General features: G+C 69.6%; 25 protein-coding genes. 14 read left to right on the top strand and 11 right to left on the bottom strand.

Annotated features, from left to right (window positions below):
• Positions 1-2: 2 nt before the first annotated feature.
• The 6 genes from QUE33_RS05965 to QUE33_RS05940 all read left to right on the top strand — a co-directional run bounded on the left by QUE33_RS05965 (position 3) and on the right by QUE33_RS05940 (position 5197).
• Positions 3-263, top strand: coding sequence for a F0F1 ATP synthase subunit epsilon (locus tag QUE33_RS05965; RefSeq protein ID WP_286302486.1), 261 nt, complete (start codon positions 3-5; stop codon positions 261-263).
• A 91-nt stretch (positions 264-354) separates the two neighbouring features.
• The gene (locus tag QUE33_RS05960; protein ID WP_286302485.1) at positions 355-1104 is read left to right on the top strand and encodes a YaaA family protein; all 750 of its coding nucleotides are present in this window, start codon (positions 355-357) and stop codon (positions 1102-1104) included.
• Between the two features lie 122 nt (positions 1105-1226).
• Positions 1227-2027: a DUF5684 domain-containing protein gene (locus QUE33_RS05955; RefSeq protein WP_286302484.1), complete on the top strand. Its 801-nt coding sequence runs from the start codon at positions 1227-1229 to the stop codon at positions 2025-2027.
• A 68-nt stretch (positions 2028-2095) separates the two neighbouring features.
• Entirely contained in the window at positions 2096-3079 is a 984-nt protein-coding gene (locus tag QUE33_RS05950; protein ID WP_286302483.1) for an aldo/keto reductase, read from the top strand.
• A 72-nt stretch (positions 3080-3151) separates the two neighbouring features.
• Positions 3152-3946 (top strand): PP2C family protein-serine/threonine phosphatase, encoded by a 795-nt coding sequence (locus tag QUE33_RS05945; RefSeq protein ID WP_286302482.1) that lies wholly within the window; start codon positions 3152-3154, stop codon positions 3944-3946.
• Positions 3947-4549: 603 nt separating this feature from the next.
• Positions 4550-5197 carry an FtsK/SpoIIIE domain-containing protein gene (locus tag QUE33_RS05940; RefSeq protein ID WP_286302480.1) on the top strand — a complete coding sequence of 216 codons (648 nt, stop codon included), beginning with the start codon at positions 4550-4552 and terminating at the stop codon, positions 5195-5197.
• Between the two features lie 590 nt (positions 5198-5787).
• Here QUE33_RS05940 and QUE33_RS05935 read toward each other — a convergent pair.
• Together QUE33_RS05935 and QUE33_RS05930 are read right to left on the bottom strand one after the other, a co-directional pair.
• Positions 5788-5925: a hypothetical protein gene (locus QUE33_RS05935; RefSeq protein WP_286302478.1), complete on the bottom strand. Its 138-nt coding sequence runs from the start codon at positions 5923-5925 to the stop codon at positions 5788-5790.
• Positions 5926-6717: 792 nt separating this feature from the next.
• Positions 6718-7713, bottom strand: a complete 996-nt coding sequence (locus tag QUE33_RS05930) for an asparaginase (protein ID WP_286302476.1) — start codon at positions 7711-7713, stop codon at positions 6718-6720.
• A gap of 55 nt (positions 7714-7768) precedes the next feature.
• On the opposite strand from QUE33_RS05930, the gene QUE33_RS05925 reads away from it, so the two are divergent.
• Positions 7769-8257 carry an OsmC family protein gene (locus tag QUE33_RS05925; RefSeq protein ID WP_286302475.1) on the top strand — a complete coding sequence of 163 codons (489 nt, stop codon included), beginning with the start codon at positions 7769-7771 and terminating at the stop codon, positions 8255-8257.
• 15 nt (positions 8258-8272) lie between these two features.
• Here the strand turns inward: QUE33_RS05925 and QUE33_RS05920 are convergent, their stop codons facing one another.
• Complete coding sequence (locus tag QUE33_RS05920) at positions 8273-9049, bottom strand: lysophospholipid acyltransferase family protein (protein WP_286302474.1); 777 nt, start codon at positions 9047-9049, stop codon at positions 8273-8275.
• Between the two features lie 123 nt (positions 9050-9172).
• Here QUE33_RS05920 and QUE33_RS05915 point away from each other — a divergent pair, with 123 nt between their 5' ends.
• Positions 9173-10132: an FKBP-type peptidyl-prolyl cis-trans isomerase gene (locus tag QUE33_RS05915; RefSeq protein WP_286302472.1), complete on the top strand. Its 960-nt coding sequence runs from the start codon at positions 9173-9175 to the stop codon at positions 10130-10132.
• A gap of 61 nt (positions 10133-10193) precedes the next feature.
• On the top strand, positions 10194-11276 hold the full coding sequence (gene dxr / locus QUE33_RS05910; protein ID WP_286302470.1) for a 1-deoxy-D-xylulose-5-phosphate reductoisomerase: 1083 nt from the start codon (positions 10194-10196) through the stop codon (positions 11274-11276).
• A gap of 88 nt (positions 11277-11364) precedes the next feature.
• Here the strand turns inward: dxr and QUE33_RS05905 are convergent, their stop codons facing one another.
• The 3 genes from QUE33_RS05905 to QUE33_RS05895 form a co-directional block, all read right to left on the bottom strand.
• On the bottom strand, positions 11365-12984 hold the full coding sequence (locus QUE33_RS05905) for a Mur ligase family protein (protein WP_286302469.1): 1620 nt from the start codon (positions 12982-12984) through the stop codon (positions 11365-11367).
• Between the two features lie 131 nt (positions 12985-13115).
• The gene (locus tag QUE33_RS05900) at positions 13116-13799 is read right to left on the bottom strand and encodes a YcnI family copper-binding membrane protein (protein ID WP_286302467.1); all 684 of its coding nucleotides are present in this window, start codon (positions 13797-13799) and stop codon (positions 13116-13118) included.
• A 99-nt stretch (positions 13800-13898) separates the two neighbouring features.
• Positions 13899-14501: a hypothetical protein gene (locus QUE33_RS05895; RefSeq protein ID WP_286302465.1), complete on the bottom strand. Its 603-nt coding sequence runs from the start codon at positions 14499-14501 to the stop codon at positions 13899-13901.
• A gap of 73 nt (positions 14502-14574) precedes the next feature.
• Between QUE33_RS05895 and QUE33_RS16080 the strand changes: the two genes are divergently transcribed.
• Together QUE33_RS16080 and QUE33_RS16075 are read left to right on the top strand one after the other, a co-directional pair.
• Entirely contained in the window at positions 14575-15456 is an 882-nt protein-coding gene (locus QUE33_RS16080) for a M50 family metallopeptidase (protein WP_350226519.1), read from the top strand.
• Positions 15435-15887: a site-2 protease family protein gene (locus tag QUE33_RS16075; RefSeq protein WP_350226518.1), complete on the top strand. Its 453-nt coding sequence runs from the start codon at positions 15435-15437 to the stop codon at positions 15885-15887. The genes QUE33_RS16080 and QUE33_RS16075 overlap by 22 nt, the downstream gene beginning before the upstream one ends.
• Before the next feature lie 6 nt (positions 15888-15893).
• Here the strand turns inward: QUE33_RS16075 and QUE33_RS05885 are convergent, their stop codons facing one another.
• Positions 15894-17771 carry an anthranilate synthase family protein gene (locus QUE33_RS05885; RefSeq protein WP_286302463.1) on the bottom strand — a complete coding sequence of 626 codons (1878 nt, stop codon included), beginning with the start codon at positions 17769-17771 and terminating at the stop codon, positions 15894-15896.
• A gap of 220 nt (positions 17772-17991) precedes the next feature.
• On the opposite strand from QUE33_RS05885, the gene ispG reads away from it, so the two are divergent.
• Positions 17992-19143 carry a flavodoxin-dependent (E)-4-hydroxy-3-methylbut-2-enyl-diphosphate synthase gene (gene ispG / locus QUE33_RS05880; RefSeq protein WP_286302462.1) on the top strand — a complete coding sequence of 384 codons (1152 nt, stop codon included), beginning with the start codon at positions 17992-17994 and terminating at the stop codon, positions 19141-19143.
• Positions 19144-19205: 62 nt separating this feature from the next.
• Positions 19206-20006 (top strand): alanyl-tRNA editing protein, encoded by an 801-nt coding sequence (locus QUE33_RS05875; protein ID WP_286302461.1) that lies wholly within the window; start codon positions 19206-19208, stop codon positions 20004-20006.
• Positions 20007-20036: 30 nt separating this feature from the next.
• Here QUE33_RS05875 and QUE33_RS05870 read toward each other — a convergent pair whose 3' ends face one another.
• From QUE33_RS05870 to QUE33_RS05860, 4 genes are all read right to left on the bottom strand, one after another.
• Positions 20037-20384, bottom strand: a complete 348-nt coding sequence (locus QUE33_RS05870) for a GntR family transcriptional regulator (RefSeq protein WP_286302460.1) — start codon at positions 20382-20384, stop codon at positions 20037-20039.
• Entirely contained in the window at positions 20381-21271 is an 891-nt protein-coding gene (locus tag QUE33_RS05865; RefSeq protein WP_286302459.1) for a hypothetical protein, read from the bottom strand. Before QUE33_RS05865 ends, QUE33_RS05870 begins: the two co-directional genes overlap by 4 nt.
• Before the next feature lie 195 nt (positions 21272-21466).
• Entirely contained in the window at positions 21467-21733 is a 267-nt protein-coding gene (locus QUE33_RS16070; RefSeq protein WP_350226517.1) for a hypothetical protein, read from the bottom strand.
• Entirely contained in the window at positions 21733-22887 is a 1155-nt protein-coding gene (locus QUE33_RS05860; RefSeq protein WP_350226516.1) for an RNB domain-containing ribonuclease, read from the bottom strand. The genes QUE33_RS16070 and QUE33_RS05860 overlap by 1 nt, the downstream gene beginning before the upstream one ends.
• 106 nt (positions 22888-22993) lie before the next feature.
• Between QUE33_RS05860 and QUE33_RS05855 the strand changes: the two genes are divergently transcribed.
• Positions 22994-23764 carry an isocitrate lyase/PEP mutase family protein gene (locus tag QUE33_RS05855; RefSeq protein ID WP_286302458.1) on the top strand — a complete coding sequence of 257 codons (771 nt, stop codon included), beginning with the start codon at positions 22994-22996 and terminating at the stop codon, positions 23762-23764.
• Positions 23765-23796: the final 32 nt, after the last annotated feature.

Below are 23796 nucleotides of genomic sequence, written 5' to 3'. Positions count from 1 at the left end.
CCATGGCTCTGCACGTCAGCCTCGTCTCCGCGGATGCGGAGGTCTGGACGGGAGAAGCGACGCTCGTCATCGCCAAGACCGTCGAGGGCGAGATCGGCTTCATGGCCGGTCACGAGCCGGTGCTGGCCATCCTCGCCGAGGGACAGGTCCGGATCACCCAGACCGACGGCACCAAGGTGCTGGCCAACGCGCAGGACGGCTTTCTCTCGATGGAGGGCGACAACCTGACCATCGTCGCCGGAAACGCCGCACTGGTCGCCTGACACCGTTTCATCGAGGCGTCCGCTTCGGCCGTGTGCGCGAGCACCGGCCGGGCGGGCGCTTTCGTCTGTGCATGAAGCCGATGTGGAGCCCATGAAGATCCTGCTGCCTCCCTCCGAGACCAAGCGCCCCGGCGGGCTCGATCGTCCACTGGAGATCGCGGCCCTGGCGCTGCCCTCACTCGCACCGCAGCGTGAGGCTCTCGTCGATGCGCTCGTGGCGCTGTCCGAGGATCGGGCTCTCGCGCGGCGGGTCCTGAAGCTCAGCGAGCGTCAGGCGCAGGACGTGGAGCACAATCGGATGCTGAGGACGGCGCCCACGATGGCTGCCGTCGACCGCTACACCGGGGTGCTCTACGACGCCCTCGACGCCCTGAACCTGGATCGGGCGGCTCGGCGGTGGCTTGGTGCTCACGCACTCATCCACTCCGCGCCCTTCGGGCCGATCGGCGCGCTGGATCGCATCCCCGCCTATCGGCTGGCCGCAGGGACCTCGCTGCCGGGCTTCCCGTCGCTGCGTCGGCACTGGGCCGAGGCGACCGGCGGCGCACTGGCGCAGAGCGGTTTTCTGCTGGATCTGCGTAGCGAGGCCTATGTGGCGCTGGGGCCGATCCCGGCATCCGTGCCTTCGGCGTACGTGCGCATCGTCACCGCGACCGGGCGTGCGCTGAACCACTTCAACAAGAAGGCCAAGGGCGAGCTGGTGCGAGCTCTGGCCGAAACGCGTCCGCGGATCGGAAGCCGTGCGAGCCTGCTGCGCTGGGCGCAGGACAGCGGGGTGCGGCTGCGCTCCGGTGATCGCTCCAGCGACTGCGGGGAGCTCGAACTCGTCGTCGCCGAGTGAGGTGGGGTGCGGCGTTGCCATTGCCGTGGCAGGAAGGACGCCGATAGCATGACGTGTGCGACAGCTACGGCTTCGCGACGGAGGACGAGATACGTCCCCGATACCGGAGAAACGTGGGTCTTATGTACGACGACTACGGCTACGGCATGTATGGCGCGGGCTGGCTCCTCGCTATGATGCTGCCCCTGCTCCTGCTCGGTCCCATCCTCTACGCCGTCACCGCCTGGTTCTTGATGAAGATCTTCGAGAAGGCCGGCGTGCAGGGCAAGTGGCGGGCCTGGGTGCCTTTCTACAACATCATGATCTTCTTCAAACTCGGCGATGTCAGCCCCTGGCTGGTCTTCGGCGTTCTGCTGACCTGGATCCCGGTCCTCGGGTGGCTCGTCAGCATCGGAGTCGGCGTGATGGGCATCCTCGCCGCCTACCGCATCGGTCAGAAGCTGCAGAAGGACGGTGCCTGGATCGTGCTGTACATCCTCGTCGCGCCGGTCTGGCTCGGCATCCTCGCCTTCGACTCGTCGCGCTGGAACGTCAGCATCCCGGCGGCCGCTTGGGCGGGCAACAGCTTCCTCGCCGACCGCACGGTCTGGGACGGCATCCCCGTGCAGCCCAACAATGCGGCCCCCGCACCCGGTTACGGCGCTCCGCAGGGATATCAGCCGCCCGCTCCGGGTGGCTACCCGCCGCAGGGTTACGGCGCTCCCGGCCAGCCCCAGCCCGGATACGGCCAGCCGCAGCAGCCCGGCTACGCTGCTCCCGGTGCTCCGGTTCCGCCTCCCGCGCAGCCCGGCGCGCCTGTCCCGCCTCCTGCGGCTCCTCCCGCGCAGCCTGGTGCCCCGGTTCCGCCGCCCGCCACGCCGCCGGCACCACCGGCCGCTCCGGATGCCGAGCCGCCGGCCGATCCCACGCAGCCGCCTGCGTGACATCTCCAGGATGCCCCCGACTTCGGTCGGGGGCATCCTGCTGTCTGCGGGTTCGATACGGTGGAGGCATGGGAACTTCGCAGCGCCGCGTCGGCGCATCCGGTCTCGTGGTCTCGGCCACGGGCCTGGGAAGCAATAACTTCGGTCGTGCCGGAACGGTGACCGAGACGCTGGACGGGACCAGGGCCGTGATCGATGCGGCGCTGGCGAACGGGGTGTTCTTCTTCGACACCGCAGACATGTACGGTGCCGACGCAGGCCGCAGCGAGGAGCTGATGGGCGAGGTGCTCGAAGGACGCCGCGACCGGGTGGTGCTGGCGACCAAGTTCGGGCACGACCGCGACATGGGATACGACTTCCCAGGCGGCCGCGGTTCACGACGCTACGTGCGCCTGGCCGTGGAGCACTCGCTGCGTCGTCTGCGCACCGACTGGATCGACCTGTACCAGCTGCATCTGCCCGACCCGCAGACGCCGATCGCCGAGACGATCGACGCACTGGACGAACTCGTCGACGAGGGGAAGATCCGCTACTACGGCCACTCGAACTTCGACGGCTGGCAGATCGCCGAGGCCGAGTTCACCGCCCGGGCACGTTCGACCGGACGGTTCGTGTCAGCACAGAACCACTACTCGCTGCTGGCCCGCGGTTCTGAGCGTGAGGTGCTCCCCGCCGTCAACCGTTACGGCCTCGGTTTCTTCCCCTACTTCCCGCTGAAGAACGGACTGCTCACCGGCAAGTTCACCCGCGAAGGCGGCCCGCAGGGCAGCCGCATCATGGACACCCGCCGGCACATCTGGTCGGACGCACCGTGGGACGCGCTGGAGGCATACCAGTCGTTCTGCGATGAGCGCGGCATCACGATGCTGCAGGCCACCTTTGGCTGGCTGCTCGCGCAGCCGGGGGTCTCCAGTGTGATCGCCGGTGCGACCTCACCCGCGCAGATCGAGGCGAATGCCGCTGCATCCGAGGCTTGGACGCCGACGGCCGGGGACCTCGCCGAGATCGACCGGCTGTTCCCGCTCCCCGACGATCCTGCGTCGGTGATGTGAGCATCCGCTCCATTACGATGGATCAGTATCCTGCGGACGCCTCCTCGTCCGCCCCTTCGACGGAGATGGCCCGTGCCTGAGACCACAACGCAGACGCATCGTGTCGGCGACGAGCTGCAGCTCGCCTGGGCGGGCGTGACCGATCAGGGGCGACGCCGCGAGAACAATCAGGACGCGTTCCTGGCGCGCTTCCCCCTGTTCGTCGTCGCCGACGGCATGGGCGGTCACGCCGGCGGCGAGATAGCCAGTCAGAGCACGATCGAGCGTCTCGACGAGATGGTCGACGACGGCTCGATCACCGACGAGGCCATCCAGGCCGCGCTGCGGCGCGCCGTGGAGGACATCCATCAGCATCCCGAGGCCACGGATGAGGGCACCGGGACCACGCTCACCGGCGCCTTCCTCGATCGTGCCGAGGACGGATCCTGGCAGTGGACCGTGCTGAACATCGGAGACTCACGCGTGTATCTGGCACGCGACGACCGTCTTCTGCAGGTCACCACCGATCATTCCGTGGTCCAGGAGCTGATCGCCTCGGGAAAGATCAGCCCGGAAGAGGCCGACGCGCACCCGTACAGCAATGTGATCACGCGCGCGGTCGGCGCGAGCGAACTGGTGGCGCCCGACTACGTCACGGTCGATCTGCGTGACGAGGACCGCCTGGTGATCTGCTCCGACGGGCTCACCAAGGAGCTCACCGACTACGGCATCCTGCACTTCCTGCGCGAGAACGAGGATCCGGGTGCGGCGGCGGACGCCATGCTCGACGCCGCTCTCGAGAACGGCGGACGCGACAACGTCACCCTGATCGTGCTGCGCGTGATCCTCGGCGACTCTCCCTCCACAGAAGCCGATTCCCGCAAATAACGCGATCCGCCTGTGGACAGGGCGTTCTGCGGTGTGACGATGCGATCGAATGGTGCGCATGGATGCCACCACCATCGTCCTCCCCTCCGCACCCGCTGAGGCCAGGCGGCCCCCGCTGCCGCTGCTGGCCGCCGTCGTCCCCATCATCGCCGGTGTCGTACTGTGGCTGGTCACCGGGTCGCTGTTCGCCCTGTGCTTCGCGGCCCTCGGGCCGCTGATGCTGGTGGCGTCGTACCTGGACGGACTGCGCACGCGGGGGCGGGAGCGCCGCAGGGCGGAGGCCGAGACGGATGCCGCCTGGCAGCGTGCCGAGGCCGAGCTGGAGCAGCTGCACGCCGAGGAGCACGCTGCGATGTGGCGGCGAGAGCCCGGAGCCGCGGAGTGCCTGCTCGAGCCGCCGCTGCGGGGGAGCGATGCGCCGGATCGGCACACGACCGTCGTGCTCGGCCGGGGTGTGCGGGGCAGCCGGGTTCAAGCGCGCGGGGGTGAGGACGAACGCTCGCGAGCATTCAGGGCCCGTGCTCAGCAGTTGGAGGATGCGCCAGTCGCGGTGCCGATCGGCGGGGGATCTGCATCCGGGCGACGAGCCCGGTCGCCCGGGCGGTGGCGCGGGCGATCGTCGTGCAGCTGTGCCTGCGCTTCGCGCCGGCACAGCTCGGCCTCGCCGGAGACGGCATCGGGGAGTGGGCGCTCGATGCGCTCCCGCATGCCGGACGTCGCCGTGCGGCCTTCCGGCTCGGCATCGGTGAGAGCGAGCTGCGCACGGATGCGATCATCTGCGTCCGCAGGCCGGGGACGGAGCCGCCGGACGGCATCACGACCGTCGTGGACTGTGTCGATCCCGGCAGGGCACGGGTGCGCACGCCGGAAGGAGAGCGGGAGATCGTTGCGGAGGCGCTCTCCGCGCAGCAGGCGCGGATCGTCGGCGCAGACCTCTCCGGACGATCGGATGCGGAGACGAGCATCCCAGACCGGATCGGGTTCGATGACCTGAGCCCCGTGAGTGCCGACGGACTGGCGGCTTCGCTGGGGCGCGGGGAACGCGGCGACATGACCGTGGACCTGGTGGAGGATGGGCCGCACGCGATCGTGACCGGGATGACGGGGACGGGCAAGAGCGAGCTGCTCACCAGCTGGGTCGCCGGTCTGGCAGCGGTGCACTCCCCGCAGGAGCTGGCCTTCGTGCTGGTCGACTTCAAGGGCGGCACGGCCTTCGACCCCTCCGGCGGCTGCCGCACGTCGTCGCGGTGATCACGGACCTGGATGCCGATGGGGCACGTCGGGGAGTCGGCAGCCTCACCGCGGAGCTGCGCCGTCGCGAGGCCGAGCTGGCCCGCACCGGCGTGCGCGATGTCAGCGAGTGCCCATCGCTGGCCAGGCTGGTGATCGTCGTGGACGAGTTCGCCGCGCTGCTGCAGGAGCATCCTGACCTGGGGGCGATCTTCACCGACGTCGCAGCCCGGGGACGGGCATTGGGCATGCACCTCGTGCTGGGCACTCAGCGGGCGAGCGGCATCATCCGCGACGCCCTTGCGGCCAACTGCCCGCTGCGCCTCAGCCTGCGTGTGGCCGAGACCGCCGAGAGCCGCTTCGTGATCGGCTCGGATGCGGCGGCCGAGCTGCCGGGAGGGGCGGAGTCTCGTGGGCTCGCCTACGTGCGGCGGCCGCGGGACGGCGCGGCCTCGGCGGTGCGCGTCGCGCTCACCGCCGAGACGGACCTCGCCGAGGTGCAGAGCAGGTGGGTCGGAAGCGGCTCCCAGCCCAGCCCGTGGCTTCCACCCCTGCCCACACGCCTTGCGTTGCCCGACGTGGCGTCGGTGGAACGCGTCGGCACGGATGCCTCAGTGCTGCTCGGCCGTGCGGATGAGCCGGAGCAGCAGCGACAGCCCTGGGTGCGGCTCGGAGATGGGGAGGGGCTCGCGATCATCGGCGGACCGGGGGCCGGCAAGACCTCGGCGCTGCAGCTGCTGCGTGGTCAACTCGACGATGCGGTCATGATCCCTGCCGATCCGGAGCAGGCATGGGACGCCGTCGCCGAGCTCTCCACCGGATCACACGGTCCCGTGCTGTGCGACGACCTGGACGTGCTCACCGCACGATTCCCGCCCGAATACGCGCAGCTGTTCCTGAGCAGGTGGGAGAGCATCGTGCGCTCACCTGCGATCACCGCGATCACGCTGTCTCGCGTCTCCGGCCCCCTGGGCAGGCTGATCGACGCGCTGCCCAGACGGGCTCTGCTCCGGCTGACCAGCAAGGTCGAGCACATCGCAGCGGGCGGGGAGCCCGCCGCATTCGACCGGAACCGTCCGGCAGGCCGAGCCTGGCTGGACGGGCGCGAGGTGCAGCTGTGCCTGCCGGAAGCATCCGGCAGCGCGCCATCGAGCGTGAGCGGAGCGGTGTGGTCTCCCTCTCGCCCGAGAGCCGGCATCATCACCCCGGCGGTGCAGGCCACGCGGGCGGTGCTCGCCGGCGCGCATCCTGACCACAGGGTCGTCTCGCTCGCCGAGGCGAGCACAGCGTCGAACGTGGCAGATGCCGGAGACAGGATCATCATCGTCGGCGACCCGGAGGAGTGGCGCGCGCAGTGGGCGGCGCTGCAGGGCATCCGCACGGCGGGGGAGCTGGTGGTCGCAGCAGAGTGCGCGAGCGAGCTTCGTCAGCTCGCCGGCGTGCGGGAGCTGCCGCCCTACGCGCAGCTGCATGCCGACCGCGCATGGAGCGTGCAGGCTGGAGGAAGCCGCGTCGTGTGCTGCTCAGCTGATGGGAACTGCTCAGATGCCGGGCACAGCGCGCACGACACCGACCGGCTCTCCGCCGCCGAGCACGGCCAGAGGCAGTGCGGCGGCCAGCGTCGCCACGTCGGCATCGCTCAGGGCTCCGGCACGAGCCAGCAGCGTGGCCGCGACAATGGTGGCCGCACGGCCGCTGCCGTCGAGGATCTTCAGCGCCACGGTCGTGCCGTTCGGCGCGACCATCACCATGATCCCCTCGGCGCCGCCCTTCGCGAACACGCCGAGCGTCTCGATGGCGATGGTGTCGGGCTCGCCCGGGCCCGCGATCGTCCACGGGTTCTCCCGCACTGCGCGCACCAGCGTGCCTGCCACTCGATGCAGTGCGAAGGGCGAGCGCTCCGATGCCGTGCCGATCCGGTGGATGCCGCGCGCCAATCCTGTCAGCGTGATCGCGTGCACCGGGGCGCCGCAGCCATCGACGGAGGTGTGCGCGATCTTCTCTCCGGTGAGTCGCTCCACGACCTCGCGGATGTGCACCTGCAGCGGGTGGGACGGATCCAGATAGCCGTCGGTCGGCCAGCCGGTCGCCACGCAGGCTCGAAGCATGAGCGCGTGCTTGCCGGAGCAGTTCATCCGGATCCGGGCCTGACCGGCGTGATCGCCGATCATCTCGCGGCGTGCGTCCGCGTCGGTGGGCCAGGCCGGCGGGCAGGCCAGATCGTCTTCGGTCAGACCACCGGCGGTGAGGATCTCCCGCACCACCTCGACATGGCGGTCGGTGCCGCTGTGGCTCGCCGTGCCCAGAGCCAGCTGCTCGCCGTCCAGCGCGGCGCCGGCGGTCAGGCTCGCGACCGCCTGAAGCGGTTTGAGACTGGAGCGCGGCAGTATCACCGCATCCGCGTTGCCGTGTTGGGCGATGATCTCGCCCTCAGCAGACAGAACGACCGCCGCGCCCGCGTGGCGGGATTCCACGAAGCCGCTGCGCTCCACGACGGCGAGTTCGACGGCATCACGGAAGGTCAGAGTCTCCAGCACCAGACCAGCCTACTGCGCTCGCCACGATCGTCCGAGGAGGTGCAAGACTGTCGCCATGGCACAGCATCCGCTCGGCGAACACCACTACACGCTCACCGCGACCTGGACCGGCAACCGCGGAACGGGCACCAGCGGATACCGAGACTACGCGCGCGATGTGACGGTGTCGATCGACGGCAAGCCCGATCTGCTCGCATCCGCCGACCGGCCCTTCCGCGGGGACCCCGCCCGCTGGAACCCCGAGGACATGCTCCTCGCCGCGCTGTCGGAATGCCACCTGCTGTCCTACCTGCACGCCTGCGTCACCGCCGGCGTGCAGGTCACCTCCTACCGGGACCAGGCGACCGGGATCATGCGGGAGGACGGCCGCGGCGGCGGCGCCTTCGCCGAAGTCGTGCTGCACCCGCAGGTCACGGTGGCAGAGGAGTCGATGGTGGAGACGGCGCGCAGCGCGCACGATCAGGCGCACGAATGGTGCTTCATCGCCAACTCGGTGAACTTCCCGGTGCGGCACGAGGCGACCATCGCCGTGCAGGGCCGCTGAGCCTGGACCGAGACCTCAGCGGCGTTCGTGCGGCAGCACCCGCTTGATCTTGTCGATCGGGTTCTGCGCCGGCGGCTCGTTGTAGACGCCGGCGAGCTCCTGCCCGCTCAGCTCGTGGATCGCGGCCATGATCTCATCGGTGGCCAGGCGGCGCGCTTTGCCGCTGCTCGCCGGGCCGTGCGTGGAGACGTCGATCGGCTCACCGAAACGCACGGTGACGCGCTCCTTCAGTGAAGGCGTCTTCGCGCCAACAGGCATCACACGATCCGTGCCGATGAGTCCGACCGGCACAACGGGAGCCCCGGTCTGCAGGGCGAGGAAAGCGACGCCGGTGCGGCCCTTGTACAGCCGTCCATCGGTGGAGCGGGTGCCCTCGGGATACAGGGCGACGGCGAGCCCCTCCTCCAGCAGCTGCCGTTGCTGGTCCAGCGCGTCCAGCGCCGCCTGTCCGCCGCCCCGGCGTACCGGGATCGCACCGACCGAGGTGAAGAACTCGCGGGAGAGCGCGCCCCTCAGACCGGTGCCCTCGAAATAGCTCGCCTTCGCCAGGAAGTGCACCGGACGCGGAGCTGCCACCGGGATGGCCATCGAATCGATGAACGACAGATGATTGCTCGCGAGGATCACCGCACCGGTCTTCGGCACGTTCTCACGCCCCTCGATGCGAGGGCGGTACACGAGCCGGGCCAGTGGCCCGGCGACCATGCGCCCCACCGCATACTTGAAGCCGGCGTGTCGGGGAGTATGCGGTTCCGGTTCGTGCTCGGACTCGTCCGACTGCTCAGAGGTCATCAGAGAAGCCTATCCAGCGATTCATTCCCGTCGTGGAATGTCGTGGCGGCAACGACGCTCAGCCTCGGCAAAGCCGGATGCGCGATGATGGACTCTTCCCTTCAGCGATTCCGAGGTTCCATCTTGCGCGCGCGTCCCCTCGCCCTTCTTTCCACCATCGCGGTGTCCGCCCTGCTGCTGACCGGATGTGCCGGCGACTCGTCGCCAGAGCCGTCTCCGTCGACGAGCGACGCCGCCGCGAACGCCGATCCCTGCACGCAGGCCGTCGCGTCCGGTGCACTCACCGACAGCGTGAAGATCGAGGGTGAGTTCGGCACACCGTCCACGGCGACCTTCGACCAGACGCAGGAGGTGTCGGATCTGCAGCGCACCGTCGTCTCCGAGGGCGATGGTGCCGACATCGAGCAGGGTGAGTACGTCGCCTACGCGATGAGCGCATTCGACGCCGCAACGGGAGAGCGCCTCGGCGACCTCGGCTACGCGGATGCCGAGGTCCTGCCCCAGAACGTGCTGGCCAACCAGACTCTCGCACAGGTGATCGGCTGCGTGCCGATCGGGTCGCGCATCGCCGCAGCATTCCCGGCGCAGGAGGGTGCGCAGGGTGCGCAGGTCTACATCATCGATGTGCTCCGTGCGGTTCCGACAGCGGCCTGGGGCGAACCTCAGGCACCCGTGGACGGCATGCCGGCGGTCGAGCTCGCCAAGGACGGCGAGCCCAGCATCACGATGCCGAAGGGCGACGCGCCGACGGGGCTGAAGATCTCCGTGCTCAAGCAGGGCGACGGCGTCGAGGTCGCCGACGGCGACACCACCCTGTTGCAGTACTACGGGGCGGACTGGGCCGACGGTGAGAGCTTCGATTCCTCCTGGTCCAAGGGTGAGCCGCTCGCCCTGCCCGGGAACACCTACGTGCCCGGATTCGTGCAGGCGCTGGCCGGGCAGAAGGTCGGCTCGCAGGTGCTGGTCGTCATCCCGCCGGCGCTCGGATACGGCGAGGATCCGGATGCCCACGAGCTGGGCGGGAAGACCTTGGTCTTCGTCGTCGACATCCTCGCGACCATGCACGCACCGGCCCAGCAGTAGGCATCCTGGTGCGGCGGCCCGTGCGAGAGCAGGGCCGTCGCACGCTCGCTAGGCTGGCGGCATGCGTCGGATCATTGTCCTCGGCTCCACAGGTTCCATCGGCACGCAGGCTCTGGATGTGATCCGCTCCCATCCGCGGCGTTTCGAACTGGTGGGGATCTCGGCGGGCTCCAATGCTGAACTCGTCGCGCAGCAGGCGCAGGAGTTCCACCTCGAGCACACGGCGATCGGAGCATCCGAATCCGAGCAGCTGGTGCGCGACGTCGAGGCCGATGTCGTCCTCAACGCGATCACCGGGTCCATCGGGCTCGGATCGACCATGGCGGCGCTGCAGGCCGGTCGTACCCTCGCCCTCGCCAACAAGGAGTCGCTGATCGTCGGCGGCGCGCTCGTGCGCGCTGCGGCGGCGGAGGATCAGATCGTGCCCGTCGACTCGGAGCATTCCGCGATCGCGCAGGCGCTGCGCGCAGGAACGGATGCCGAGGTGCGGCGGCTCGTGGTCACGGCATCCGGCGGACCGTTCCGCGGTCGCTCTCGCGCCGAGCTCGCCGAGGTGACACCCGCGCAGGCCCTCGCGCATCCGACGTGGGACATGGGGCGGATGGTGACCACCAACTCCGCCACCCTGGTGAACAAGGGGCTGGAGGTCATCGAGGCGCAGCTGCTCTTCGACGTGCCCTTCGACGACATCGAGGTGGTGGTGCACCCGCAATCGATCGTGCACTCCATGGTGGAGTTCGTCGACGGGTCGACCATCGCCCAGGCCTCCCCGCCGGACATGCGGCTGCCGATCTCACTCGGGCTGGACTGGCCGCACCGGGTCGGGGGAGTGGGGCGCCCACTGGACTGGCGGCAGGCGACGAGCTGGACCTTCGAGCCCCTCGACGATGAGGCCTTCCCCGCGGTGACGCTGGCGAAGACCGTCGGCCGCGCCGGAAAGACGTTCCCCGCCGTATACAACGCCGCGAACGAGCAGGCCGTCAACGCCTTCCACGACGGGCGGCTGCCGTTCCTGGGAATCGTCGACACGATTCAGCGCGTGATCGACGTTCACGAGGCCCCCGAGGAGCTCACCCTCGAGGCACTCGCCGAGGCCGAGGCCTGGGCGCGCACGAAGGCCGATGCGCTGATCGCGGCGCGCTGATCCCCCTCTGCACCGCCCGTCTATTTGTGCGAGATGCGCCGGACCATGGCGAGAATCGCCGCATTCGGCACAAAGAGACGGGCTCTGGTCAGGCGCGGTCGTCGTAGGGGACCGGCCAATGCGGGTCGGGGGCCGGCCAGCCGGCGGCGATGAGCGCCCGACGGGCGAGTTCGCGCGCCGAATAGGGCGTGCGCTGCCCGCGGATGTCGCGATAGTCCTGGTGGCCGGGGCCGGCCCACAGGATCGCATCCCCGTCGCCCACCATCCCGATGGCCGCGACGATCGCCGTCTCCGGCGGGGAGAACTCGTGGATCTCGGCATCCGGGCGCGCCCTGCGGGCCCCGTCGATGAGCGTCGCGCGGATGGAGGCGGGATCCTCGAACCGCGGATGGTGGTCGGTGATCACCAGGATGTCGCTGCCGTTCACGGCCGTGCGCGCCATGTCGTACCGTTTGGTGGCGTCGCGGTCGCCGTCGGCGCCGAACAGCATGAGCACCTTCCCGGGCGTCACACGCCGCACGGCGGCGAGGGTCTTCTCGAACGCATCCGGTGAGTGCCCGAAGTCCACGTACACAGCCGGTCCGGTCTCCCCGGAGATGAACTGGGTGCGGCCGGGCAGATAGGCGAGGATCTGCCCATCGCGCTCGAAGGCCGCGGTGATGCGGTCCCACTCGTAGCCGGCCTCGAGCAGCATCACGATCGCGAGGCCCGCGTTGGCCGCCATGTGCTGGCCGATCACGGGCACCAGCGTCGTCAGTGCCCGTCCGTCGGGACCGGTGAGGGTGAACAGGGTGCCGCTCTGGCGCTCGTCATCGATGGTCACGACCCAGTCGGCAGCGGCCGCAGCATCCGGATCGGCGGCGATGGACGGCGTGCCCACGGTGACCACCGGGATGCCGCTGAGCGCGACCACGCGAGCGCCGGATGCCGAGTCCAGGCTCACCACGCCCCGGCGTGCCCGCTCGGGGGTGAACAGCGGCAGTTTCGCCTGGAAGTACTCCTCCATGTCGGCGTAGTCGTCGAGGTGGTCGTGGGAGAGGTTCGTGAATCCGGCGACGTCGAACACGATGCCGTCCACGCGATGCCGGGAGAGCGCCTGTGCGCTCACCTCGACGGCGACGGCTTCGACGCCCCGCTCGCGCATCAGGGCGAGCAGCGCGTGCATCTCGGATGCCTCGGGCGTGGTCAGCCGCGAGACGATCACCTCACCGGCGATGTGACGCTCTGCTGTGGACGACAGTCCCGACACGGCGCCGAGCTGGTCGAGCATGCCCTGCAGCAGGTGCGAGACGCTGGTCTTGCCGTTGGTGCCGGTCGTGCCCAGCAGCAGCGGAAGCGGGTCGGACGCTCCCGTGCCGTACACCCAGGCGCTCAGCTCGCCCAGCACCGCACGCGGGTCGTCGACGATGACGATGGGAAGACCGGCGGATGCCGCGATGCCGGCGCCTTCGGCATCCGTGATGATCGCGACCGCGCCCTGCTCGGCGGCGGTCTTCGAGAACTCCGCGCCATGCCGGTTCACCCCGCGGATGGCGACGAAGGCCTCACCCGGGCGGAGGTCGGCAGTGGCGAGGGTGATGCCGCTGAGCTGGACGTCCGCGAGATCACCGCGCATCTCCCTCCCGAAACGGTCTGCGAGCTCCGCCAGAGCGCGACGTGGTGGGGCGGCGGGGCGCAGCACAGGAGGCAGTGAGGACTGGTTCGTCATAGCCCTTCCATGATCTCACGCAGCACGCCGCCGACCCTGCAGCCGGGACCCCGGCGGTGCGTGAGTGCCGGCGGGTCTCATCGGGGTGGGACGGGTGCGGCGGTGATGAGCCGGCCGCACCCGCCCAGGGGTCAGGCGCGCCGGCGCCGGTACGCGGCGATCGACACGATCAGTGCGGCGATTCCCGCCGCCAGGCCCGCCGAGCCGAGCACGACCGGCACGGGCGAGGTGGCCGGCTGCTCGGCATCCGCCGATTCCGCGCCCTCGGCGTCACCGTGCATCTGGTCGCCGCTCTGGTCGCCGTGTTCGCCTTCGGCCTGTGCCGCGGTGAGCGAGACGACGGGGGCGGGTGAGTCGAGATCGTCGTGGGTCTGTCCCGCGTCGGCGATCTGAACCCACTCGTTCGCGCCCTCTTCGCAGATCTGCTCCACGGGGAAGGCCAGCTGGTCGGGCGCGTCCTCGGCGGGGCGGAACGAGAAGCTCACCGCGCCGCGCAGCTCGTTGGGCACGGGTCGGATCGCGGTGAAGGTGACGGCCGACGCGTAGCCGTCGGCGCCCTTCTCGATCTCGGTGCTCCACGCGGCGTCGAAGGTCGGCGAGACCACCGGCGCCTCGTCTGGGATCGTGATCCGCAGTGCCTTCGTCGGCGAGCCGGCACAGCCGTGCCCGAACGAGAAGGTGAGCAGCGTGGAGGCGCCACGCGGGATGCTGTCGGGTGAGACGCCGACGTGGGCGCTGGCGACGGCCGGGGTCGCGACGACGATGCCGGCGGCGAGGGCGGCGACGAGAGCGCCGCGACGGATGGTACGGGACATGATGGTTCTCCTGATGTTCGTGTGAGCGGTCGGCACGTGCCGGAACCGCAGCGAAGATCGCCGGCTCGGTGAGACGGCGTGCAATGGCCGATCCGAGGATCAGCCGCAGGAGAACGCGGGAGGCCCGCGACGGCAGACATCGCCGAGGGAGACTCGTGCGATCGTCGGTGCGAGGCGAGCGCGGAGCAACGGCCTGACCGCAGGCAGCTGCGGTTCGGGCAGCGGCTCCGGGCGGCGCAGCACCGCACGGACCCAGCGGGCGATCATGCTCAGCATCAGCTCGCCGCGCCACAGCAGCACCGCCGTCACCGCCGCCGCGCACGCGTGCGCGAAGATCATGGCCGCGTCGCCGTGCGAGGTGTGGGCCGGGGACGCCGAGGACGTCTGCGCGAGGGCGGTGAGATCGAGCGCGCCGTGCTGATGCCCGCTGACGTGCGGGCTGGAGCCGACTGTCGCCCCGGTCAGGTCGAAGAGAAGATGGAACACGGCCTGGGTCACGCCGACGGCCGCCGCGATGCTCGGCAACCGGGTAGCGCGCCCGACCAGCAGCGACGCGATCGGCGTCAGCAGCACGGACACGGCGAGGATGAGCAGCGGATGCGGCAGCTGCCCGCCGCCGAGAGTGTGCGACAGCGCCGCGATCAGCGTGGCGGTGACGGATGCCGAGGAGCCGCGGACGATGCGCAGCTGTCTCGGAGTCACACCGACATCATATGGCGACCACGCCCCACGCCGGTCACGGAGGATTCCTAACCGGACGCGATAGCGTGAGCCGGTGGAGATCCTGCTGTATCTGGGCGGCATCCTGTTCATGCTCGTCGGACTCGGCGTGTCGATCGGGTTGCACGAAGTGGGGCACCTGGTGCCGGCCAAGCTGTTCGGCGTGCGCGTCGGACAGTACATGATCGGCTTCGGCCCGCGGCTCTGGTCCAAGCGCTTCGGCGAGACCGAGTACGGCTTCAAAGCACTGCCGGTGGGCGGATTCATCTCGATGTCGGGCATGTACCCGCCGTCGGCGCACACCGGCCCCGCGACGGGGATGTTCGCGACGCTCGTACAGGACGCCAGGGTGGCGAACGACGAGACCATCGCCGAAGGTGCCGAGGATCGCGTCTTCTACCGCCTGCCGGTCTACAAGCGCATCATCGTGATGCTCGGCGGACCGGTGATGAACCTCATCCTCGCGATCCTGCTGTTCACACTGATGGCGTCGGGCATCGGCATCCAGCAGGCCAGCACGACGGTCTCAGCGGTCAGCGAGTGCGTGGTGCCCGCAGAGGTCACCCAGGACGCGTGTACGGCCGATGATCCGGTGGCACCCGCCGCACAGGCCGGCTTCCAACCCGGCGACACCCTGGTCAGCCTCGGCGGGAAGGCGATCACCACCTTCGCCGAGGCATCGCAGATCATCCAGGACTCACCGGGCCGCACCCTCGATGTGGTGGTCAGGCGAGACGGCCAGGAGATCCCGCTCACGCTCACTCCGGTGGCGGCGGAGCGCGGCGAGGTCGACACGAACGGCAGACCCGTGCTCGACAAAGGGGGATCCCCGTCACACACAGCGTCGGCTACGCGGGCATCACCGCGCAGTACGAGTACGCCCGTCAGCCGATCGGCACCGGTGCGGAACTCACCATGCAGCAGGTCGGCGGCGTGACCTCACTGGTCGTCAACCTTCCCGTCAAGCTGTGGGACGTCGGCGTCTCGCTGATCACCGGCTCGGAGCGTGACCCGAACGGCCCGCTCAGCGTGGTCGGCGTGGGACGGATCGCCGGCGAGGTCGCAGCCGCAGACGCTCCGGTGCTGAACCGGCTCGCCGTGCTGCTGAACCTGCTCGCGGCGCTGAACATCGCCCTGTTCGTGTTCAACCTCATCCCGCTGCTGCCGCTGGACGGAGGCCACGTCGCCGTCGCACTGTGGGAGGGCATCAAGCGCACCTGGGCGAAGCTCACCGGGCGCGCGCAGCCGAAGCCGGTGGATGCCACCAGGCTCGTCCCGGTCACCGTCGTGGTGGCCGTGCTGCTGATCGCAATGGGCGCCCTGCTGATCATCGCCGACCTCGTCAAGCCGATGAACCTGCTGGGCTGATCGCCGTCAGAGCAGCGCGTGGGCGATGAGTCGCTCGAGCGTGGCGATGCCGTCACGGGACAGGATCGACTCCAGATGGCCCTGGATCGAGGCGAAGCGCTCGCCGCGGAGAGCGTACACGTCTCCGGAGGCGGCGTCCGCCGCGACCTCCGCCTCGCCGACGCGTGCGGTTCCGGGCGAGACCCGGGCGGTGAACGTGTTGTAGAAGCCGACGGAGGCGTCCTGCCCGAACACCGGAATCACCTTCTGCACTCCCTGATACGGCGAGTCCAGCGGCACCAGCTCGATGCCGAGGGCGTCGGCGAGGATCTGATGGCTCAGGCACACCGCCAGCAGCGGGGTGCCCGCTGCGCGGCGTCGGGCGACGACCTGCTGCATCCGCGCGATGCGAGGAGATACGGGATCGCGCGGGTCGCCGGGGCCCGGGCCCGATACGACCAGGTCGGCGGCATCCACCGCATCGTCGGTCACGGCATCCCACGCCGCGATCTCGACCTCGAGGCCGAGGTGGCGCAGCTGGTGCGCGAGCATGGTGGTGAACCGGTCCTCGGCATCCACCACCAGCGCGTGCAGGCCGGTGAAGCGCTCGGCCGGGACGGCATCCTGCGGCTGCATCCAGAAGTCTGCGAGGCGGGAGTTGCGGGAGGCCAGCAGAGCCGCGATCTCGGGATCGTCGGCGAGTCGCGCGGGAGCGGGGGCGTCGTCGTCGCGCGCCTCGGCAACATGGTCGCGTTCGATCGCACCGATGGCGCCGAGCACACCGGCCGCCTTGCCGTGGGTCTCGCTGACCTCGCCGTGCGGGTCGGAGTGGCGCACCAGGGTGGCGCCCACGGGCACACGCAGACGACCGTTCTCGAGATAGACCGTGCGGATCAGGATCGGCGCGTCCAGATCGTGCCCACCCTCGGCGTTCGGGGTGAACAGTGCGGCCACACCCGAGTAGTAGCCGCGCGGCTCGACCTCGTGACGGGCGATCACCGCGCAGGCGTTCTGCATCGGAGAGCCGGTGACGGTCGGCGCGAACATCGTCTCACGCAGGATGTCCCGCGGATCGAGGCGACTGCGGCCGCGGAGCATGTACTCGGTGTGCGTGAGCCGTGACATCTCCTTCAGATGCGGACCGGTGATGCGGCCACCGTCCGAGCACACCTGGCTCATCATCTTCAGCTCTTCGTCGACGACCATGAACAGCTCCTCGGTCTCCTTCGTGGAGGAGAGGAACTCGGTCAGCGACTGGCGGGTCGCACCACCGGCAGGGTGACGGAACGTCCCCGAGATCGGGTTCATGGTCACCACCCCGTCGCGGGCGACGACATGCGCCTCGGGGCTGGCGCCCACCGCGATCTGCCCGGGAGTGATCACCGCGAAGGTCCAGTACGCGCCGCGCTCGTGCTCCAGCAGCGCCCGGAACCAGGTGAGCGCTGCCGTGCGGTCGTCGGCCCCGTACGACGCGCGGTAGTCACGGCGGATGACGAAGTTCGCCCCCTCGCCCCGGCCGATCTCGTCGGCGATGACGCGTTCGACGATCTCGGCGTACGCCTCGTCGCTGATGTCGAAGCCGCCCTCGCTCAACGGGATCGGAGCTGTGGGAAGCGCGGCGGTCAGCTCAGCGGCATCCAGCCTCTCGTGCTCCGCAACCAGCAGACAGCGCAGGGGAGTGCCGTCGTCCTGCGCCTCGAAGCCGCGCTCGCGCACCTGCCGGTACGGCACCATCGCGAACACCTCGCGTGCGCCCTCCGGTCCGACCAGCGGGATATCGGCGAGCAGGTCGACGTCGACGACCTCACCGGTGAGCAGCTCCACACCGCCGTCGCGGGCGATGAGCACGAAAGATGCGGTGGTGTCGGCGGCGAGCTCGCGGATGCGATCGGACTGAGCGGTCATCGGGGTCTCCTGGTTCTCCGGATCCGGCGCGGAGAAGGAAAAGACCGCCCCGGAAGGCGGTCGTGATCTCGTGGGTACGCGAATCACCGCCTAGAAGGCGGGCCACCAGGTGCGGGTCGCGGACATACCGTGAAAGTACCACAGTGCGACCGGCGCGCACTGACGCATGACGACGGTGCGCATCCAGCCTGCATCGATCCAGCGGCGGTAGCCTGGAGGGGTGCCAGCAGTGAACCTTGGGATGCCGCGCGTCCCCGAAGTCCTCGCGCCCCGTCGCAAGTCCCGCCAGATCCGCGTCGGCAAGGTGCTCGTCGGGGGCAACGCGCCCGTCAGCGTGCAGTCGATGACCACCACGAAGACCACCGACATCAACGGCACTCTGCAGCAGATCGCCGAGCTGACGGCATCCGGCTGCGAGATCGTGCGCGTCGCCGTGCCGTCGCAGGACGACGCGGATGTTTTGCACATCATCGCTGCCAAGAGCCAGATCCCGGTGATCGCCGACATCCACTTCCAGCCCAAATACGTGTTCCAGGCCATCGACGCCGGCTGCGCTGCCGTGCGCGTCAACCCGGGCAACATCCGCAAGTTCGACGACCAGGTCGGCGCGATCGCCAAAGCGGCTCAGGCCGCCGGGGTGTCGCTGCGCATCGGCGTGAACGCCGGGTCGCTGGATCGTCGCCTGCTGGAGAAGTACGGCAAGGCCACGCCCGAGGCGCTCGTGGAGAGCGCGGTGTGGGAGGCGTCGCTGTTCGAGGAGCACGACTTCCACGACTTCAAGATCTCGGTCAAGCACAACGACCCGGTCGTGATGGTCAAGGCGTACCGGCAGCTCGCCGAGCGCGGCGACTGGCCGCTGCACCTCGGAGTCACCGAAGCCGGTCCCGCGTTCCAGGGCACCATCAAGAGCGCCACGGCCTTCGGCATCCTGCTCGGCGAGGGCATCGGCGACACGATCCGCGTCTCGCTGTCGGCGCCGCCCGCCGAGGAGGTCAAGGTCGGGCACCAGATCCTGCAGTCGCTGAACCTGCGTGAGCGCAAGCTCGAGATCGTCTCCTGCCCGTCATGCGGCCGCGCGCAGGTGGACGTGTACTCGCTGGCGGATGCCGTCACCGAGGGACTGAAGGACATGACCGTGCCGTTGCGTGTAGCCGTGATGGGCTGCGTCGTCAACGGGCCCGGAGAGGCGCGTGAGGCCGACCTGGGCGTGGCATCCGGGAACGGCAAGGGGCAGATCTTCGTCAAGGGCGAGGTCATCAAGACCGTGCCGGAGGCCGACATCGTCGCGACGCTCATCGAGGAGGCCAACCGCATCGCCGCCGAGATGGGCGTGGAGGCCCCGGTGGGCACGGCGCAGGTCGTCACCGGCTGACCTGGTCGATATGCACTCCACACTGGTCTCCTTCCCCGACGGCGCGCTGCTCGGCGAGGAGGGTGCTCATCGCCGATCAGGACTCCTCGGTGATCGTCGTCGACGCCACGCCCTTCCATCCGGTCGATCACACCTGGCCGGATCAGCCCGGAGACTCCGGGACGATCACGCTCGGCGATACGAGGCTGGACGTCTCCGAGGCGGTCATGGCCGCGCTCAGCGACGAGGGCGAGTTCGCCGTCGCCGATGAGATCCCGGTCAAGCGCGGAGCCGAGGGGTGGACCTGGCTGGTCGGACATCGCGTGGATGGCGGCATCCCGGCATCCGTGGCGGCGGGAGGCTCCGTGACGCTGTCCGTGGATGCCGATCGTCGTGCTGGACTCAGCAGGGGACACACCGCGTGTCACCTCGCGTCGCTGGCACTGGATGCAGCCGTTGCCGATCTCTGGCGCAAGGAGATCGGCGTCGATCCGCTGGGAAACCCCGATTTCGAGGGCCGCGCGAACCAGACCAGCCGCATCCATCCGGACGGCAGCGTCGACGAGTACCGACTCGGCAAGAGCCTGCGCAAGGCCGGGTTCGATTCGGCGGGCTTCGCGGACTCCTTTGCCGAGCGCGAGGCGCGGATCAACGAGGTGCTGGCGGGCTGGGTGGCATCCGGTGGCGAGAGCCGCATCGAGGTCGACGGTCCGAGCATCGTCGACCGTCGAACCTGGCGCTGCACCCTGCCCGAGGGCGAGGTCGGATTCCTCTGCGGCGGCACGCACGTGCGCTCGCTGACCGAGTTCTCCTCGATCACCGTCGCACTGGATCTCAGCGACCCTCAGCTGCTGGTGATGACGACGACCGCGGGGCCAGCCTGAACCCTCGCCGCCGGCCTGGTCGCTGCGCTCTCACCACATTGCGCGCAGCACGCGCTCGGCATCCTCACGAGTGAGACCCTCCCGGCGGGCCGCGTCGGCCAGCGTGCGCGCCGCTTCGGCGACGGATCGGGATACGGATGCCGCCGAGCGGCTCACCCGGGTGCCGGCGCCGACGCGGGAGGCGACCAGGCCCTCGGCCTCCAGCTGCCGGTACGCCTTGGCGACGGTGCCGGGTGCGATTCCCAGATCGGATGCCAACTGCCGCACCGACGGCAGACGCTCGTCGGCTGCCAGACGACCGGCCGTGATCAGACCGCGGAGCTGGCTGTGGATCTGCTCTGCTGGTGTCCCGCCGGTGGAGGAGAGGGTGATGATCATGGCGTCGGCGTCGCCGGGTGCCGCGAGGGGATGGCGGTGAGGGCGGTGAGGATCCACAGCATCAGGCCGGCGGCCAGAGCGATCCATCCGATGCACTCCAGCACGGGGCCCAGAGCGGCGAACGGCGGCCCTGCGGATATCGTGCCGAGCTCTGTCGTCGGCGTCTCGCCGCGTAGGGATGCGGTTCCGGCGAGGGACCGCAGCACCACTGCCAGATGCACCAGCAGCGCTCCGGTCGCCACACGGCCGATGTTGCCTGCGCGCAGACGCCGCACCGCCGCATCCTGCCGCGCGTCATCCTGCCAGCCTGGCCGGGGAACGTTCAGCCATGCGATGACGGTCACCACCAGCAGCGCGGCCAGCACACCGAGCGCCGGAATCGAGTAGTGCCAGCCATAGATCGTCGTGCCGACCCTGAAACCGGTGCCCACGGCGAACGAGTATTCGGTGTACCGGCCCTCGGAATCAGGGCCCGAGACCGTGCCTGCGGCGATCGATACCGCGGCGATCGCCGCGGTCGAGGCGAGGAGCATCCAGACCCAGCGCGCCGAGACGAACGCGCGAACGCTACGGCGTGTCAACTCCGCTGTCGCGCCCGTTCGGTGCGCCGGCGGGGGAATCATCAGGAGCAATACGGCGACGATCCCGAGCACCAGCGGGGCGATCGTCTGGAACGACAGAGCGACGCTTCCTCGCAGCGAAGGGATCCAATACGACAGCCTCGGAGCCGACACGACCACCGCGGGGATCGCGCCGGCCGTCACGGTCAGGAGCGCGACGCGCAGACCCGGCCGCGGCGTCGAGCGCAGTACCAGGAAGCGGATGCCGATCGCCACCAGGGTGGCCGCCACCGGCGGGCCGAGCGTCACCAGCAGTAGATACTCCATGCCATCAGCCTCCGAATGTGTCATCGAACTGGCACATAATGTATCAACAGACTGATACGGAATCAAGTAGTCCCCGCACCACCATTCGCGCATCTGCGGACTTCTGCACAACTTCGGGTGCTTCGAGCCGATCGCATCCGAAGACGCGCAACTCTCCGCAGATATGCCGCGAGGCGGTGCTGCTCGGTGATCAGCTCACGCGGCGAATTCGATCTCGTGCTTCGCGACATCGACGCGTTCCAGGGTGAGCGCCACGGTCTCGCCCGGTGCAGTGCCGACGGGCACGGGAGCGGATGCCGTCACGGCCGGCTCGGCGATCTGCACGGCTGCGCGATCCTCGCCGCGCAATTCGATCACGGTCGCGTCGACGCGCGTGCCGACCAGCGGATGCAGCAGGGCGGCCTCCACGGTGTTCAGCGTGTCGGCGTTGAGCTGAGAGGCACGCTGGCCGGACTGCTGCATCAAATCAGGAAGCTCGTCGAGCGATTCCCGCGCCCACTCGGGTGCCGGCTCGCCCTGCGACACCGCCAGGCAGATCGCCAGCGACCAGCGATCCACCAGCCGGCGCAGGGGAGCGGTCGCATGGGCGTAGGGCGCGCCGATGGCGGCCTGCTCGAGGTCCCCGTCGGCACCGCACCATCGAAGGTCACGTATCCCGCACCCCGGAACAGCGAGGCCGCAGCCTCCAGCACGGGCAGGGTCATCGGATCGGCCTTGTCCAGCTCGCGCAGGTACTGCCCGTACTCGCCCTTCGTCCAGGGCCGCCCCAGGGCCTCGGTCTGCCGCCGGAACCGCGTGAACGCCTGCTCATCGGGCTGCGGCATGGTGCGCAGCACCCCCACCTTCGCATCGACCATCAGCTCGGCCGCGGCCATGCCCGTCATCAGCGACAGCTGGGCGTTCCACTCCTCGATCGGCAGCGGATGGCACCGTTCGATGTCGTAGGTGCCGTCCTCGCGCTGCACGACCTCCTCGTCGGGCAGGTTCAGGCTGGCTCCGCCGCGCTGCTGCTCCTGCTGCTGGCGCAGACCGCCGATCTCACCCAGCAGCAACAGCGGGCCGTCGTCGCCGGCATCCAGGGTCTTCTGCGCCGAGACGTAGTCCAACTGCGCGCGCGAACGCACCAGCGCGCGCTCCAAGCGGAAGTCCGTCACCGCGCCGGCGCCGTCGAGGGCGAACGTCCACACCAGCGCAGGACGCTCCTGATCGGCGAGCAGCGAGGCGCGACCCTCGGAGAGCACCTCCGGATGCAGCGGAATGTTCCCGTCGGCCAGATACAGCGTCTGGCCACGCTGCCGCGCCTCGGAATCCAGCGCGCCTCCGGCGCGGACGAAAGCCGGCACATCGGCGATGGCGTACCGCACCTGGAACCCTGAACCGGCGCGTGAGAGGTGCAGCGCCTGGTCGAGATCCTTCGACCCGGCCGGGTCGAGCGTGACGAACGGCACCTCGCGCAGGTCGAGGTCGGGAACATCCGGTGTCACCGACGCGGCCTCGGTCACCGCTTCGGGAGAGAACTCCGTGGGCGACTCGATGGTGGCTCTCAGCGCCGCCAACGCGGCGGCCAGCTCACTCTGCTCGGCGGACGGGGCGACATGAGAACGACGCTGAGGCATGCTGTCAGCCTATTCCCGGCGCATCCGCTCGACCGTGGAGGCGTGCAGCGCGTCATACTCCGGCATCCCCGAGCCGGTGTCCGTCATCGGCAGTAGCGTGAGAGCCATGACCACCGCTGACAGGGCCCAGACCCTCATCCGCCTGTACGAAGCCCCCGAGATCCTCCGCGTCGTCAACATCTGGGACGTCGTCTCAGCCAAGGCGATCGCCGCCCTCCCCGAGACGAAGGCACTCGCCACCGCAGGGCATTCCATCGCCGCGACGTTCGGGTATCCCGACGGGCAGATCCCCCGCGAGCTCATGCTCGACATGGTCGGCCGCATCGCGGCATCCGTCGATCTCCCCGTGTCTGCCGATCTGGATGACGGCTATGGCGACGCGGGCGAGACCACCCGGCTCGCGATCGGCGTCGGCATCGTCGGCGCGAACATCGAGGATCGGCTCAAGCCGCTCGACGAGTCGGTCGCGCAGGTCGCGGCGATCGTCAAGGCCGGAGAGGCCGAGGGCGTGCCCTTCGCGCTCAACGCCCGCACCGACGCCATCGTGCGCGGCGGTGACAAGCCTCTGGCCGACAAGCTGGCGGATGCCGTGCAGCGCGGCCGAGCCTATCTGGATGCCGGCGCCACCGCCGTGTTCGTCCCCGGAGTTCTCGACGCGGATGCCACGCGCACCCTCGTCGACGGCATCGGCGCCGGCAAAGTCAGCGTCATCGGCCTGCCCGGCGCGCTGACTGCGGCCGAGTACGAGGCACTCGGCGTGGCACGCATCTCGTACGGTCCCACGACGCAGCGCGTGGCGCTCACCGCTCTGCAGGACGTGGCCGGCGACCTGTACGCGAACGGGGTCATCCCCGAGGGCACCCGTGCGCTGAACTGACGCCGCGACGATGGCGAGTGACCACGGTCAGT

It is taken from the genome of Microbacterium suwonense, from assembly GCF_030296555.1.
In the GTDB taxonomy this organism is placed as follows: domain Bacteria; phylum Actinomycetota; class Actinomycetes; order Actinomycetales; family Microbacteriaceae; genus Microbacterium; species Microbacterium suwonense.
Note: the sequence above shows the minus strand (reverse complement) of the source record. Positions and strands in the feature narration are given on the sequence as shown.